Genomic DNA, 14939 nt, shown 5'->3' on the forward strand with positions numbered 1-14939 from the left:
GCTTGTCTCGGGGTGGAATCTCCGGCCAGCCCTACAGGACTAGTATTTCTTCCAGTGCGCCTTGTCCGCCTTCCCTGCACGAAGTGCACGCGGTGGTACATATGCGGGTCTATTGACCGCGCATGTCGCGACAGGCCCACTGTCGAATAATCAGCGCTTGAAAAGCTGGCCACTCATTTCGTCATCGTCGATAATGACCTTCAAGTCGCCACTGCGGAGTGTTGCGAAGGATCAACCTCTCGTTTGTACGAATAACTGTATTCATAGCCTATCGGTGACCCGAAGTGCATCGCGGAAAAGAGTGGGTGGTAGCGCAAACCAAGTGCCTCGAAGCGATGGAAGGTCTGCGAGAGGGCGGCGTCTGTCGCAGCAGCTATCGCAGCTGAGATGCTGATGATCAAGGAAGAGTACATTCAGCAGCGGCCGGAAAGGCGTTCTGCGAGACAAGCGGGGCAGCGGTCCGGAGATTCTATGAATGTCTGAGCGCTATCCAATCACCCAAGACGACACCATCCAGAAGCCCTTCCCGGTCACGGCAATAAGGCCGACAACGATGAGGAAGGCGAAAATAGTGCCAGGGATCTCGAAGCGGTTCACACCTTCTCCTGACACTTTAGGGCGGCATCTAGCATAAGCTCATAGCCCTCCTTCAAGCCTCCGCACACATGGCAGCCATAGCCGTAGTGGACTTCTTCGGGAGCCAGCATCTCGGGCGTTGGCTCGCGCATCGCTTCGATCGCAGCAACAGCCTTGACGCGGAACCCGCGCTTTTGGGTATCGTGAACGTCCGCCCACGTGATCTCGCGGCGAACGGCGTCAAACGGTTCCGCTTCGTAGATCGCCCGAGCAACCTTCTCGACCATATCCATCACATCACCTTCCGTGTAGAACCTTCAGCCTATCATAAGTCTCTTCCACCAACCGGGATGCTTCTCGGACATCAACCGCTTATCCATGGTGCGGCATGATCGTTCGCCTCTGCCAGGGAATGTGGTTTATCGCCCATATCCATTGGCCCTTCTTGAGGCTCGTGAGATCGAGGAAGATCCTCCCGAACTGTAGATCACCTTCCCATGCTGCAAAGTCTTGGTGGCTTTCGTCAAGCCACGTCTCTCGCCATTTGTGTTTGTTTCGATGCAGCGCCTGCTCGATAAACTGAGCGAGTTGGTCGGAACTCACGAGTTCCGGTAAGTTAGCGCTGGGCGGATCAGCCTGCCCGGACAGCACCGCTGACTTGGCGGTCCGGCGCGAGGGGTTAGGCGTGGGGCCGCACCTATGGCGCCATGTGGTCTCTTGGAGCGTCGTCTCTAGCTTGGCACAATTCCTCAACGTAATTGGCCAGCACCGGATCATTTGAGAGGTGCAGTTGAAACTCTTCGTCGTCCATTTGTCCCGAACGATATGCATCAATCAATGCCTGCTGCTCTTCGCTTAGAACACCTGTGTTGGGCCAGATGGCATCGAGCTCGGCCAGTTGGCATTTCAATCTGCTAGGGCTGTCGGTGCTATAGGTCGGCATGCGGCTCTCCTTTGATGGGAAAACTGATCAAAGGCCTTCGTGTTCCGAGTGCGCTTCGGTGCTCATCGTGACAGGTGCCTCATCCAACAGCGGCGGCCATGGCGTCAATCTTCATCGGAACACTCGCTGTTGGCTTCGTAGGTGGCGAGGAGGGTCAGCACGAAGGCGTATCGCGATGTGGTCGGAGCCCCCACGATTTGGCTCGGTCAGACGAGAGGTGTGAAGATCGGTGACACTCCCACAATGGACGAATGCAAGACTATGCTCGGTGACGCGCTCGTCGAGTTGGAAGGGATATGCGCGCCTGTCTCAATGTTCCCGTTTGCCCCGCTACATGTACGACGGCGACTATGACGGGCGGGATATCGTTACGCCCAACTCTGCTGGACACGGAAATACGACGGATACCGTCATGGCCACCGGGTGGTGCGACAAAGGAAAGTTTGCGATCAGGGCTGGACACTGCCCAATGGCGTCGAGCTCTTCGATGGCAACGAATCGGATGCGGGTGTCCGAGCCGGCCGGACCGGTCAGGGCAGGTCCACTGGTCCCCAATGTCTCGCAGGTAGAACACAGCGTGGTCCACCTCAGAGGTTTTAGAGCGCCGCCGGTGTGCCGCCAGGATCGAGGCGCCTCATTTCGAGCATCGCTTCGCAGGACGCATCGGCCAACAGAGATAATTGTTCTGGATCACGTACTCCCTGGCGGTAAATCTCAATGACAATGGCCGCGAGATGAACTCTGTCGTTCTGATCGTTGATCAAATGTTTTTGCGCGACGTCCTTCAGGATTTCATCACAGATGGACAAATCGTTCGATGTAAGCGCTTCGTCGCGTTGTCGCATTGTGTGGTTCCATGCCGTTAAACATTCGGTACTCAAACATGAGAAGGGCTTTCCGGGTCGGCGGGACCGGGAAAGCCCTCGATCCTTCGTCGCTCGTCGAGGTCTCGGGCGCGTGCGACTCGGATCAACCACAGATTGCCTTTTGTTCTTCACGGAAGAAATAGGACTGAAGCCTGATCCTCATTTGGACCTTAGTCTGACGGAGTGGCAAGCAAGACTGAATGCGCCTATCCTGGTGAGGCTGTCCGTCGAACGCAAATCGTTTGCCTTCGCGAACAACCGTTGTGTGGAACGGATTCGTTCTCAGCGACGCGGCCAGGCGGAAAGGCAAGGCTGAAAAGGCTATTGAGCCGAAGATGCCTTTACTGTGTTCCGCATCGTACTCGATACGGCGTCGCAGCGCCTGATCCTGCGCTTCCTTCAATATCTGGTAGACGAGGAACGTGAGAAGAGCGGCGGGTCGAGCCTCCGTTTGCATCCATATGTGCGACCTTGTGTGCGGTCGCACAGGACCGCTGGCCAAGATGGCTTCCTGACCGGATGCCGAGGACGGTCGGTGCCGGGCGCGATATCTTGGGTGGCACGCCGAGGCGCCGGTCGCGTTGGTGTTTGCCGCTTGAACCTGTGGATCCGCTTGAACCCGCGTCCCCCGCGTCCTGCTGCGGCTTTCGGTCCTGCCAGGCTCGCACTGGCCGCAACGGCGTTGCCGTCCTCCACTGGCGTTTCGGCCCTTCGGGTGCCGGCCAGCGCTTGAAGCCCGGCTTTTGGACCGCCGTAGCAGGTCGCGATGGTCGCGACCCCAGGAGGTTCCAACATGACAAGGCAGCAAACCAGCCAACGATCCGACATCCACAGCCGCATCACCGACAAGATCATTGCCGCTCTCGAACAGGGTGTCCGTCCCTGGATCCAACCCTGGCATAACGCTTATCCGTCCGATCCGGTCTCACGACCGCTGCGCTTCAATGGCGCACCCTATTCCGGGATCAACGTCATCCTCCTCTGGTCGGAGGCAATTGCCCGTGGCTTCTCGTCCTCGACCTGGATGACCTTTCGCCAGGCGCTCGAACTTGGCGGCGCGGTTCGCAAGGGCGAAAGCGGAACGACCGTCGTCTTTGCCAGCTCGATCATCCGTACCGAAACCGCTGATGGCGGCGATGATGTCGAACGCTCCATCCCCTTCATGAAAGCCTACACCGTCTTCAATGCCGATCAGATCGATGGCCTCGATGCCCGGGTCCAACCAACAGCAAGCCTGTCGGATCCATTCGACCGCATCGGTGAGGCCGGTCGCTTCTTTGCCAACACCGGCGCCATGATCCGTCATGGCGGTTCGTCCGCCTATTATGCCGCGAACCACGACTATATTCAGATGCCGCACTGCGACGCCTTCCGGGACGACGCTTCTTACGTTGCCATCCTCTCTCACGAATTGACGCATAATGCCGCGACCCGGATTATGCCGCGTCTCTTCAAGAACCCGTGGCTCGCAGGGTGATTGCGTCAATCGCGTTCGGCATAATCTTCGTGGCTCCAACAACAAGGAGCCCACGAAAGATGCCTGCAATTCTAGACACCTGCATCGAGGCCTACCTGGACTCGTTTACCCAGCGTCTCGTCGCCGCCGATTATAAGGCGCCGACCATCAAAGAGTACCGGTCGATCATTCGAAGGCTTGGCCAGGTGATGGATGCGGAAGGGATAAAGCCTTCGAAACTCACGCTTGACCAGGCCGACCGGCTAGGACGGACGTTGCCGCGGAAGTATTACCAGAATGTCCGCCCACACAAGCTCGCCCTTCGGTTTGCCCAGCATCTGATCGAAATTGGCGTGGTCGAGCCCACGGCGCTAACCGAAGCGCAGATCGCGCGCGCCGACTTGTTGGCAAGGTTCGAAACCTATCTCGTCAAACAACGAGGCCTCAGTCAGCGTACGATCTATCACTCGATGCGCTTCGCCAACCGTTTCCTCGACTATCGCTTCGGAGAAATGATGGTCGATATCGGTTGCTTGCGTCCCACCGATGCGATTGGGTTCGTGGAGCATGTCTTGGCAAGCGCGCGCCGCGACAAAACGATTGGTACGCATGTTCGGACTTTCCTCCAATATCTGTTTGCATGTGGGGCTACGTCGACCAATCTGGCGCTGAGCGTGCCGAAAACTGCAAAGTCCTGGAGCCCGCGACTGCCACGACATCTGTTGCCGGAGGGTGTCGAGGCGGTGCTGGCAAATGTGCGCGACAATCCAAGGCACGGCGCACGGGACTATGCGATGCTGCTGCTCATGGCCCGGCTTGGGCTGCGTGCTGTCGAGGTCATGGCAATCCAGCTCGACGACATCGATTGGCGCGCGGGCGAACTCATGGTGCGCGGCAAGGGCAAGCTGCACGACCGGTTACCGATCACGATGGAGGTAGGCGATGCGCTGAGCCGCTACCTTCGTGAAGAGAGAGGCCTGGCGACGTGCCGCACGATGTTTGTCACCCATCGCGCGCCGCATCGACCGTTCAAAGATAGCCAGATCGTCAACAACGTCCTCAAAGAGGCATTGAGGGCAACCGGCCAGAAGCCGGTGACACCCTATGTGGGATCGCATCTGCTCCGCCATAGTCTTGCGACCCAATTGGTGAACACGGGGGCTTCGTTGGATGAAATCGGCGACGTGTTGCGACACCGATCACGAACATCGACGATGATCTATGCACGCCTCGACATTGAAGGCTTGCGATCGATCGCACAGCCTTGGCCAGTGGCGGGAGGTGTGTGATGAGCCTCACCATCCAACTCGACCGCTATCTGAGTGTCAGGCGCAGCCTGGGCTATGATCTTGGCACCGCTGCTCGCATCCTTCGTCGCTTCACCCGGTTTGCTGACCGCGAGGGCACCACACATATCGACACGGCGTTATTCCTGCGTTGGCACGCCACGCTGGCTGAGGCCTGCTCCTCGACCAGAGGAGCGAGGCTGACTGTTGTGCGTCTGTTCGCACAATGGCTCAGCAGCTTCGATCCAGCTCATGAGGTGCCCCCGCAAGGGCTGCTACCAAGCTCGATCCGACGATCGCGTCCACACATTTACAGCGACGATGAAATCAGAACAATCATCGCGACCGCCAAAGAACTGCCGTCGGTCTACGGTCTGCGAGGCCTGACCTGCTCCACTCTGTTCGGGCTCATCGCGGTAACTGGTCTTCGTATCAGCGAGGCGTTGGCGCTTGACCGGGATGACATCGACACATTGAACGGCGTGCTGCGGGTACGGCAGGGCAAGCTTGGTAAAGAGCGCTTGCTACCGCTCCATCTCAGCGTCGTCACGCACCTGATCGATTATATTGCCGAACGGGACCGGCTGATCGGCCATCCGGTCGTGCCGCTGTTCGTCACCGACAAAGCTTCACGGCTCACCGACTGCGGGGCCCGATACAACTTTGCGCGGGCATGCCAGGATGCCGGCCTCAGAACCCATCAACCACACTGCAAACATGGACGGGGACCGCGCATTCACGATCTTCGCCACAGCTTTGCGGTGAAGACGATGATCCATTGGTACCGCACCGACAAAGACCCGGCACGCGAGATGATCCGGCTGACCACCTATCTCGGTCACGGCAGTCCTGCCAACACGTACTGGTATCTGGAAGCGGTGCCCGAATTGCTCGGTCTGGCAATGGCGCGAGCGACATCCGACGATGGGGAGGCAGGTCGATGAGTATTCCTACCTTGCCTTCGCTCATCCAGCGCTTCTTCACTGACCGGCTCCGCATCCAGATGGAAGCAAGCCCCCATACGATTGCCGGCTACCGAGATACGTTCCGACTTTTGTTGCGGTACGCGAGTGCACGACACAGCAAGCCGCCGGTCAAGTTGACGATCGAAGATATCGACGCCGATCTGGTTGCCGACTTCCTCGTCTATACCGAGACCGCCCGAGGCAACAGCGCACGCAGCAGAAACACCAGGCTCGCAGCGATCAGATCTTTCTTCCGCTATGTGGCGATGAGCGACCCGACTTGGCTGCTACAATGTCAGCGCATCCTCGCCATGCCCAACAAACGCTACGTGCGGCGGGAGGTGACGTTCCTCGACAACAACGAAATCGCTGCCTTGCTAGCAGCGCCTGATCGGAAGACATGGGCGGGGCGACGCGACCATGCGCTGCTGTTACTCGCGGTACAAACCGGGCTCAGGGCCTCCGAGCTGGTCGGCCTCAAGTGTGGTGACGTGGTGCTCGGGTCCGGCGCTCATATCCGCTGCATGGGAAAGGGCAGGAAGGAGCGCGCCACACCGCTTCGCCGTGAAACGGCCAAGCTCCTGGCCGCTTGGATCGGAGACGGTGAAAAGGGCAGACCGCTATTCCCATCGATCAGAGGGGAGCCCCTGAGCCACGATGCCCTTGAGCATCTCGTCCGCAAACATTGCCTGACGGCATCACGCACGTGCCCCAGCATTGGCTGCAAGCGGGTTACGCCGCATACGCTGCGCCACAGCACGGCGATGGACCTGCTCCATCACGGCGTCGATCCTGCGGTCATCGCGCTCTGGCTTGGTCACGAGAACGTCGAGACCACCCAGATCTACATCCATGCCGACATGCGAATGAAAGAAAAGGCGCTTGCCCGCGTCGCGGCTCCGGCCACGCCTTCGGGGCGGTTCCGGCCCGACGATAACCTGCTCGCCTTCCTGGAAGGGCTCTGATTATCCCGAACAGCCGCATGGCCGAAACCAGGCTAACAGGCCTCCAACGGAGGCCATGCGGCATAATCCGGATCGCGGCATTATGCGTCTTATGCCGATATCGGCATAAGACGCACTGGACATCGGCCAAGGGACGGCTCGATCGCGATCTCAGCCGTTATGGGAAGGATCGCAGTGAGCGCGCCCGGGAAGAACTGATTGCCGAACTGGGCAGCGCATTCTTATGCGCCGATCTCGGGATCGTTCCGGAACTCGAGCCGCGTCCCGATCATGCAAGCTACATCGATAGCTGGTTGACCGTGCTCAGCGGCGACAAGCGCGCGATCTTCACGGCGGCCTCACAGGCACAGCGTGCCGTCGATTACCTGCACCACCTGCAACCAAGCTTCGTAGACGAGGGGGCGGCGTGAGCCGCCCTTTCACGCCTGATGATGCCGCATGGAAAACACGACCCCGCCCAATCCGAGCGGGGGTCTTCCCATTTACTCGTTCAGTGCATCCTTTGGCCAGCGCGAGATTTCCACGGCTTCTGATTAAATTCGCGAGCGATGACCGCTGCTCGCGGCTTGGCCAAGATACTGACGTCTCGGACTTGAAGTGTAATGAAGAAAACGGCACGCGCGGAGAGCGCCACCTCATCTCAGCTTTGCAGCTTTTCGAACAGTCCTGCAAATTCAGGGTCCACGTAATATCTGAGCTTTCCAGCCGCAATCGGCCGCTGTCCTGCGATGAACAGGATCTCGACACTGGCGGGCAGGTTGCGGACCTCATCGGGGGTCAGAAGCGGGCGGGCGACATGCTGCTCGGCCAACGAGAGACCGGTCTTTTCGGAATCGAGTGCGCGCGCAATCGTATTGAACACGACAGTCTCCTCACCGAGCAGGTCGGAGACGAGCCGGGCACTGTCATGATCATTGACCCCGAAGACCTGCAACACGCCGGCATTCGATAAAAACGTGCCGGCCCGCTGGCCATAGGTGGCGCGTAGCTGATGAATGTCCTGGACGATTGGCCAGAGCTGCACGCCGTAGCCTGCCATCAGCCCCATGGCCCGTTCGATCGGGGCGAGATGACCAAGGGCTGCAAACTCATCGAGAAGATATAGGACGGGTGGTGCCGATGAACGTGACGCCGATGAAACTGGCGCCAATGAAACTGACGAAGGGGAAAAGCGCGCCATCTCGATCAGGCTCTGGGAGATCAACAGGCGCAGCCAGCGCGAGTAGGCCGCAAGCCTGTCTGGCGGCAACACCAGAAAGACGGTTGCCTTTTCTGACTTCAGATCGCCAAACCGGAAATCCGATCGAGACAGCACGTTGGTCATGCGCGGGCTGTCGAGGAAATGCGTGTGCCGCTGGGCGGCCGAAAGCACGCCGCTTGCCTCACGATCGGACTTGCCTAGATGCCGATTGGCCGCACGCGCGATCAGTCCATTGACCGCATCACTGTCCTGCATCTCGTCGAGCAGGATGCGGAAGGCTTCTGGTGCCAGCGTCAGCATGTGCCTCAGCATCGTCAGCGTGCGCCTGTCGTCGGGCTGGGTTGCAACGACATGGAGAAGCAGTCCCGCAATCAGGGCCTTGGCTTCCTCGTTCCAGTGGGCATCGCCCGCAAGGCCTGGTTCGTCGAACACGAGCGCATCGGCAAGCGTGGCCGCGTCCTCGGCGACATCGATACTGTCAGCGTCAAAGCCGCTGAGAGGATTGAAGGCAGCCGATGGCTTGCCGGTAATGCCGAACGGATCGAGGATATGAACCGGTCCGAAGCGGAGCCGTGCATCGCCCGCTACCCTTGCATTCTCGCCTTTCGGATCGACGCAGATGATCGAACGATCTGCCGTCAACAGGTTCGGGATGATCGTTCCGACGCCTTTGCCACTGCGGGTCGGTGCCATCGTGATGAGATGGGCCGGTCCGTCATAGCGGAGAAGCCGGCCCGAGCCAGGCGCGCGACCGATCAGCAGGCCATCAGGTGATCGCGTCAGCGGTTTGATTTCCTTTTTGCTGGCCAGGCGCGCCGAGCCATGCGTGTCGTCGCTTGCCATTCCAAAATGCCTGATCAGGGGGGCGGACAGCATCCGCAGGAGCAGCGCCAGTGCAAACAGGAAAAACACGCAGTTGCCGACAAGGACAAGGATGCCTCCTTCGCTGCTGCCGGGAAGGCGCCAGGTAAGATAGTCGATCCCGATTGAGACGATCAGGATGATCGACACATAGCTCATCGCATGCATGGCGAACGACTTTGCGTAGCGGAACGGAAACGTGATCATTGCAACGATCGCCCATAGCGGGTCGCGCGCGGCCATGCGCATCATGTTTGTCACAGCCCGTTTGACGAGAGCAGACTGGGTCATTGGCCCACCTCACCTTCGATGCTCGCGGTGCCCGAGGTCGGCGCCTGCACCGTTAGCAGGTCGTCAAACAGCTGCCGGTCGGCGTCCCGGACCAGGAACTTCGTCAGTTCGGATCTGAGCCACGTGGCGAGCCCTCCCGATATCTGCACATCGCGGTTGGTCAGCCGATGCAGGATGAGCGCGCCGATCAGCACCTTGCGCCTGGTATCGATGCTGCGCTCCTGCTTGCTGAGGCGGATCTGCAATGTCTTTCGCCGCGCTTCCAGTTGCGCCAGCCGTTCGCCGATTGATTTGCGTGCCACGTACTGTCTCCCCTTTGACTGTTGCTGAAGCGCATGTCCGGCCAGCGTCGTCCGCGACGAATGCGCGGCCATGAGGCTCATCGAACCCTTGCATTCCGGCAACTCGCAAATCTGCGGGTAGATGCATGCAGCAGGCTACCGAGACACTGATCGCGCGCATCGCCTGCATGCTCCCACCAGGGCCGGAGGAGGCAAGCCGACGAGGGCACAAGGGCGCACTTACGAGTTGCGGGGCAACTCAGTGCGCGGGCCGGCAGACCCCGCGGGAAGAGGAGGACTATGGCGATCTATCATCTCAGCATGAAGGCGATCGCTCGCAGTGGCGGGCGCAGCGCTGTCGCCTCCGCCGCCTATCGTGCTGCGGCGCGGCTCACCAATGAGCGCGACGGGATGACCCATGACTTCACCAACAAAAAGGGTGTCGAGCATGCCGAGATCGTATTGCCCGCTGAAGTGTCGGCTGATTGGGCAATGAAGCGATCGGTCCTGTGGAACGCCGCCGAGCGTGCGGAGAAGCGAAGCGATGCGCGTATCGCCCGGGAATTCGAGATCGCGCTGCCGCACGAGCTCAATCCAGATCAGCGCTTGGCTCTGACCCGAGCGCTCGCCCAGCATCTCGCCAATCGCTACGGAGCGGCCGTCGACTTCGCAATCCATCAGCCCGACGTCAAAAGCGATCTGCGCAACTGCCACGCGCATCTGATGATGACGACCCGAGAGGTGAAAGAGTGTGGCCTTGGCGATAAGACGTTGCTTGAGCGAGAGAACCGATGGCTTCTCGCCAACCATATGCTCCCATCGCAGTTGCAGTTGCAGGAGCTCCGGCAAGCCTGGGAGCGCCTCGCCAATCGGCATCTTGCGAAAGCAAGCGTCGATGTTCGCATTGACCACCGCTCGCACCTGGAGGCTGGGCTGACGATCGAGCCGACCGAACATGTCGGTGTTCACGCGACCCAGATAGGTCGCCAAGGTGGGCAAGTCTCGCGTGCCCGCATCGCTCCGCAATCGGCAGATCGAAATGCAGAGACCATTCGCCGGCGTCCCGAAGAGATTCTAAAGCTCATCACCAGCGAGAAGAGTGTCTTCAACCGTTACGACATTGCCCGGGCCCTGCACCGCTACATCAACGATGATCCGCAGACATTCCAGAATGCCTTTTCATCAGTCATGTCGTCCAAGGCACTGGTCGAACTGAAACCTGAAACAGCGGATCGCGGCGGCAGCGGAGAGGCACGCTATTCGACGATGGAGATGGTTGCGGTCGAGGGTGCGATGGCATCCTCGGTGGTGGCAATGAAAGGACGTCAAAAGCACTGGGTCTCGAAGCGGCACGTTGAAGAAGCGATTTTCGATCAGGACCGGCTGATCAAGGCGAGCGGTGCATCATCGGGGCAGGGCCTGTCGGGCGAACAGCGTCGTGCGATCGAACATGTCACCGCGCCTGGTCAGATCGCAGTGGTGCTCGGCATGGCCGGTGCTGGCAAGAGCACGATGCTGGCAGCCGCTCGGCGGGCCTGGGAGGCTCAGGGCTATCGTGTTCACGGGGCAGCGCTCGCCGGCAAGGCGGCGGAAGGGTTGGAGGAATCGTCAGGCATAGTGAGCCGTACTCTTGCGTCCTGGGAATACAGTTGGCAGGCCGGTCGCAGTCGCCCCAAATCGAGGGATGTGTTCGTCATCGACGAAGCCGGAATGATTGGAAGCCGGCAGCTTGCGCGCTTCGTCGAGGAGATCAGAGAGGCTGGAGCAAAACTCGTCCTTGTCGGAGACCATGAACAGCTCCAGGCGATTGGAGCAGGAGCGCCGTTTCGAGCAATCGCAAACGTGGTCGGACATGCGCAGCTTTCTGAAGTTCGCAGGCAAAGATCGGATTGGCAAAAGCGGGCCTCAATCGACTTTGCCTCTCACCGGACCACTGCTGGACTGTCAGCCTACAACGCACACGGAAATCTTCATCTGAAGGCAAGCCGCGAGGATGCTTTGAAGGCGATGATTGCGGATTATGTTGCTGACCGATCGGCAAACCCTAATGGTACACGCATTGCGATGGCGCACAGTCGCAAGGACGTGGCTTCGATCAATGCTGGAATACGGGCAGCATTACAGGAGCGTAGTGGCCTTGCGAAAGGCGCTAAAGGATCGGACGTTCAGGATCTTGAACTCACTTACCGGACGAACAACGGGATACGCGCCTTCGCCCGGGGCGATCGGATTGTTTTCCTGGAAAATGATCGCGACCTCGGCGTCAAGAACGGCATCTTGGGTGAAGTGATATCTGTCGCGCCGGACGCAATACAAGTCCGGCTTGATGGAAGCGCACAGGCGGCAAATGGCCAACGCTGCGTGACCATGTCGGTCAATAGCTATCGGGCGTTTGATCACGGCTACGCGACAACAATCCACAAGACCCAAGGGTCGACGGTGGATTGCAGTTTCGTTCTGGCATCGAGGACCATGGACCGACATCTGGCCTACGTCGCAATGACCCGTCATCGTGAGAAGGCACAGCTTTATGCGGGGTTGGACGAGTTCAAGACGGTGCGGTCCTTGAGTGAGACACTCAGCAGGTCAGGGGCCAAGGAGACCACGCTCGACTATGCCCCATCGGTTGCCGGCCGACGCGGCATAGGTGATCACCATGGCAAGGGCGGCGCCGAGGAGGAGCGGTCCGTTCCAGCAGGAAACACTGTCGCGCCCACGCACGAAACGCCGTCGCTGAGTGGTCACAATGTGTGTGAAGGCGTCCGTCCTGAGAGGCTTGACCACGGTCATGATCGTCCGGTGCTAATCCCGGCAATCGCGAAGTATGAGATGAGCGTCGATGACGTCGCACGCTTGAAAGCGATGCCGGTATTTGAACGCGATTGGGAATCCGCGAAGTTGCTTGCCCGACGGATATACTCCAACGCACATGCCGCCATTGACGGGTTGCGGGGCCGCATTGTCGAAGGAAACGCAGACCCTGCTGAACTCGGGAAACAGCTTCGCTCCACACCGGAGACAGTCGGCACTCTCGTCGGAAGGACAGGAACATTCGGAGAGAACGCCGAGCGCCGACAGGCACTTGGCCTCGTCAACGCCCTTGCGTTTCGTGTCGAACAATCCGGAAAGACTTGGCAACGCCGTTTTGAGGCGGAATGCAGTTCCGAGCAATGGAGGCGAGAAAAGGAGGATGTGATCGACGTGCCTGGTCTCAGCAACCATGCCGAGGCGCTGCTTCGGAAGCTCGATGATTTGCCTTACGCGGAAAAGGGGGCGTTCGTTGCACAGCTAAAGGCGACGATCGAGGGCTCCAGGGCGCTCGACGAGGCAAGTGAGACGGCGAGTGCGATCGAAAGACGCTTCGGCCGCGCCAATCCGTCTGATCTCGCCGGGCAGCTGAGGCGGGCTGGGCTCAATCAGACTGGCGATATCGAGCGCATCCGCGACGTCGTACGTCTCGCCGATCGTAGCCACCGGGCCGAACTCACTCGGCAGAGTGAGATGAAGCGCTCGCTTTCACGGAGGAAGGGGTTGCGATTGGGGATGTAGCGTCGACAATGCCGAACGCGCTGGCTGTCATCAGGTGGTCATGGCGGAAGGCAAAAACTCGACTTGTGCGCCGTTCAGCAATGTGCAGACTTCATGTGGGTGGGGGACGGGAACGCGTGTCGGAGAAGGTGTTCGTAAGTGCGCAGGAAGTCGCTGATAGAGCGGGCGTTTCACGATCTGCTGTGTCGCGGACATTTACGCCAGGTGCCAGCGTCTCACCCGAGACCCGGCGACGGGTGCTCGAGGCAGCCGAAACGCTCGGCTACCACGTAAATGCTCTTGCCCGCGGTCTCATGCGCAATGAAAGCGGCATTGTTTGCCTCATCGTGTCCGACGTGGCGACACCCAATCGTTCGGCTTTGCTACGCGAACTGACAATGTTGCTGCAGAATGCCGGCAAGGTGGCGATGTTGATCAACACGGACCGCTCGGACGGAAGCGTCGACCAGGCCCTTCGCCAAGCGATACGCTATCGCGCAGATGCTTCGATCATCCTGTCAGGAATGCCGGACAAATCAATCGCACAACTCTGTCTGCGAAGCGGACAGCGGCTTGTCCTCATCAATCGCGATGACGAACAGCCCGGTCCATTGCGGATCAATCTTGATGATCGCGAGGCGGCCGGGCAGGTGGTGACAGCCTTCGTCAGAGCGGGATGCCGGAAGTTGGCTTTTGCCAACTCGGAAGCCGGAACACCAAGCTTGATGGCTCGTGAGCGGGGATTCGTCGCGGCGGCGAATGCGCTCGGAATGGAGGTTTTTGTCGAACGTCATGGGTGGACGGGTTACGACGCGGGAAAAGTCCTCGCACAGCGAATGTTGACGCGCCGGGAACGCCCGGATGCCGTCTTCTGCGCGACCGACCTCCTCGCATGCGGGTTCATGGACGCCGCCCGCCACCAGTTTTCGATATCGGTGCCAGACCAGCTGTGCATTGCAGGCTTTGACAATATCGAGCAGGCCTCATGGTCCTCGTATGACCTGACGACCTTCGCCCAGCCGGTTTCAGCGATAGCTTCCAAGGCGATCGACTGGCTCTCGCATTCGCAGCCGGACAATGATCGCGCCCTCCAGGAGCAGTCGATCAGACTTCATGCCGAACTGGTTTGGCGCGGCTCGATTCGAGGCGGCTAAGTCGATCTGCCCGGCCGCGTTATTTCCATTCCCAGAACAGAGCGGATGCAAAAGGCCTGCGCAGCACCAAACTGTCCGTTCGAGCCGTCTGCTCGTAGGATGTGGCTTCCGCCTCCCCATTTAATCCGACAAAGTGCATCCGGGTGGACGCCGTCTTTGGTTGTCCCTTCCGACGGTAGTCAAATTGCACCGCACAGGTCGGGTACTGCCAATTATCGGTTAGAAGCTCGGCGAACTGCTTGGCATCCTGCTCGCGCCCCTGTCCAGTGAAGGCCAGAAACTGGCCAAGATTGAAGAACCCGCTGAACAGCGCATAGGCGCTTTCCTGCTGCATCCGGACAGCTTGCCCCGTCGTAAAGTCGCGTCGATAGGAGAGGCCTTCCGTTTGCCCCTTCGCTTTTTTTGCGGAGTAGCTGACAAGGTTCTTTTGGGCCAGCAGTTCCATCGTCAACGCGTAGCTCTGATAGCTCTCCGCGTTGGTGTGCAGGTCATCGATCCTGGCTTTCAGGTCAACGATGTAGTCTCGATACAATGCGGCGGCCATCTCAACTGCTCCGGTGACGGTG

General features: G+C 59.4%; 12 protein-coding genes and 2 pseudogenes. 8 read left to right on the forward strand and 6 right to left on the reverse strand.

Annotated elements, in window-relative coordinates:
- Positions 1 to 593: 593 nt before the first annotated feature.
- Entirely contained in the window at positions 594 to 869 is a 276-nt protein-coding gene (locus AC1DPR_RS13440) for a hypothetical protein (protein WP_113164355.1), read from the reverse strand.
- A gap of 404 nt (positions 870 to 1273) precedes the next feature.
- A complete protein-coding gene (locus AC1DPR_RS13445) occupies positions 1274 to 1519 on the reverse strand; it encodes a hypothetical protein (RefSeq protein ID WP_477816469.1) in 246 nt (81 codons plus the stop codon).
- Positions 1520 to 1696: 177 nt separating this feature from the next.
- On the opposite strand from AC1DPR_RS13445, the gene AC1DPR_RS13450 reads away from it, so the two are divergent.
- Positions 1697 to 1873, forward strand: coding sequence for a hypothetical protein (locus AC1DPR_RS13450; RefSeq protein ID WP_477816556.1), 177 nt, complete (start codon positions 1697 to 1699; stop codon positions 1871 to 1873).
- A gap of 242 nt (positions 1874 to 2115) precedes the next feature.
- Here AC1DPR_RS13450 and AC1DPR_RS13455 read toward each other — a convergent pair whose 3' ends face one another.
- The gene (locus AC1DPR_RS13455) at positions 2116 to 2364 is read right to left on the reverse strand and encodes a hypothetical protein (protein WP_477816470.1); all 249 of its coding nucleotides are present in this window, start codon (positions 2362 to 2364) and stop codon (positions 2116 to 2118) included.
- Between the two features lie 814 nt (positions 2365 to 3178).
- On the opposite strand from AC1DPR_RS13455, the pseudogene AC1DPR_RS13460 reads away from it, so the two are divergent.
- The 5 genes and pseudogenes from AC1DPR_RS13460 to AC1DPR_RS13480 all read left to right on the forward strand — a co-directional run.
- Positions 3179 to 3832 (forward strand): annotated as a pseudogene (locus AC1DPR_RS13460) (ArdC family protein); the annotation flags it as partial.
- Positions 3833 to 3921: 89 nt separating this feature from the next.
- Positions 3922 to 5130 (forward strand): tyrosine-type recombinase/integrase, encoded by a 1209-nt coding sequence (locus AC1DPR_RS13465; protein ID WP_477816471.1) that lies wholly within the window; start codon positions 3922 to 3924, stop codon positions 5128 to 5130.
- The gene (locus AC1DPR_RS13470; RefSeq protein WP_477816472.1) at positions 5130 to 6071 is read left to right on the forward strand and encodes a tyrosine-type recombinase/integrase; all 942 of its coding nucleotides are present in this window, start codon (positions 5130 to 5132) and stop codon (positions 6069 to 6071) included. Before AC1DPR_RS13465 ends, AC1DPR_RS13470 begins: the two co-directional genes overlap by 1 nt.
- Positions 6068 to 7057 (forward strand): tyrosine-type recombinase/integrase, encoded by a 990-nt coding sequence (locus tag AC1DPR_RS13475; RefSeq protein WP_477816473.1) that lies wholly within the window; start codon positions 6068 to 6070, stop codon positions 7055 to 7057. Before AC1DPR_RS13470 ends, AC1DPR_RS13475 begins: the two co-directional genes overlap by 4 nt.
- Positions 7058 to 7167: 110 nt before the next feature.
- Positions 7168 to 7467, forward strand: a pseudogene (locus tag AC1DPR_RS13480) (zincin-like metallopeptidase domain-containing protein); the annotation flags it as partial.
- Between the two features lie 230 nt (positions 7468 to 7697).
- On the opposite strand, the gene AC1DPR_RS13485 reads toward AC1DPR_RS13480, so the two are convergent.
- Both AC1DPR_RS13485 and AC1DPR_RS13490 read right to left on the reverse strand, forming a co-directional pair.
- The gene (locus AC1DPR_RS13485; protein ID WP_477816474.1) at positions 7698 to 9410 is read right to left on the reverse strand and encodes a type IV secretory system conjugative DNA transfer family protein; all 1713 of its coding nucleotides are present in this window, start codon (positions 9408 to 9410) and stop codon (positions 7698 to 7700) included.
- Positions 9407 to 9712: a mobilization protein gene (locus AC1DPR_RS13490; protein WP_477816475.1), complete on the reverse strand. Its 306-nt coding sequence runs from the start codon at positions 9710 to 9712 to the stop codon at positions 9407 to 9409. The genes AC1DPR_RS13485 and AC1DPR_RS13490 overlap by 4 nt, the downstream gene beginning before the upstream one ends.
- A 279-nt stretch (positions 9713 to 9991) precedes the next feature.
- On the opposite strand from AC1DPR_RS13490, the gene traA reads away from it, so the two are divergent.
- Both traA and AC1DPR_RS13500 read left to right on the forward strand, forming a co-directional pair.
- Positions 9992 to 13240: a Ti-type conjugative transfer relaxase TraA gene (gene traA, locus AC1DPR_RS13495; RefSeq protein WP_477816476.1), complete on the forward strand. Its 3249-nt coding sequence runs from the start codon at positions 9992 to 9994 to the stop codon at positions 13238 to 13240.
- Positions 13241 to 13356: 116 nt separating this feature from the next.
- Positions 13357 to 14373 (forward strand): LacI family DNA-binding transcriptional regulator, encoded by a 1017-nt coding sequence (locus tag AC1DPR_RS13500; protein WP_477816477.1) that lies wholly within the window; start codon positions 13357 to 13359, stop codon positions 14371 to 14373.
- 19 nt (positions 14374 to 14392) lie between these two features.
- On the opposite strand, the gene AC1DPR_RS13505 is transcribed toward AC1DPR_RS13500, so the two are convergent.
- Positions 14393 to 14917 carry a hypothetical protein gene (locus AC1DPR_RS13505; protein WP_477816478.1) on the reverse strand — a complete coding sequence of 175 codons (525 nt, stop codon included), beginning with the start codon at positions 14915 to 14917 and terminating at the stop codon, positions 14393 to 14395.
- Positions 14918 to 14939: the final 22 nt, after the last annotated feature.

This window comes from Rhizobium sp. 01T417 (assembly GCF_056398905.1).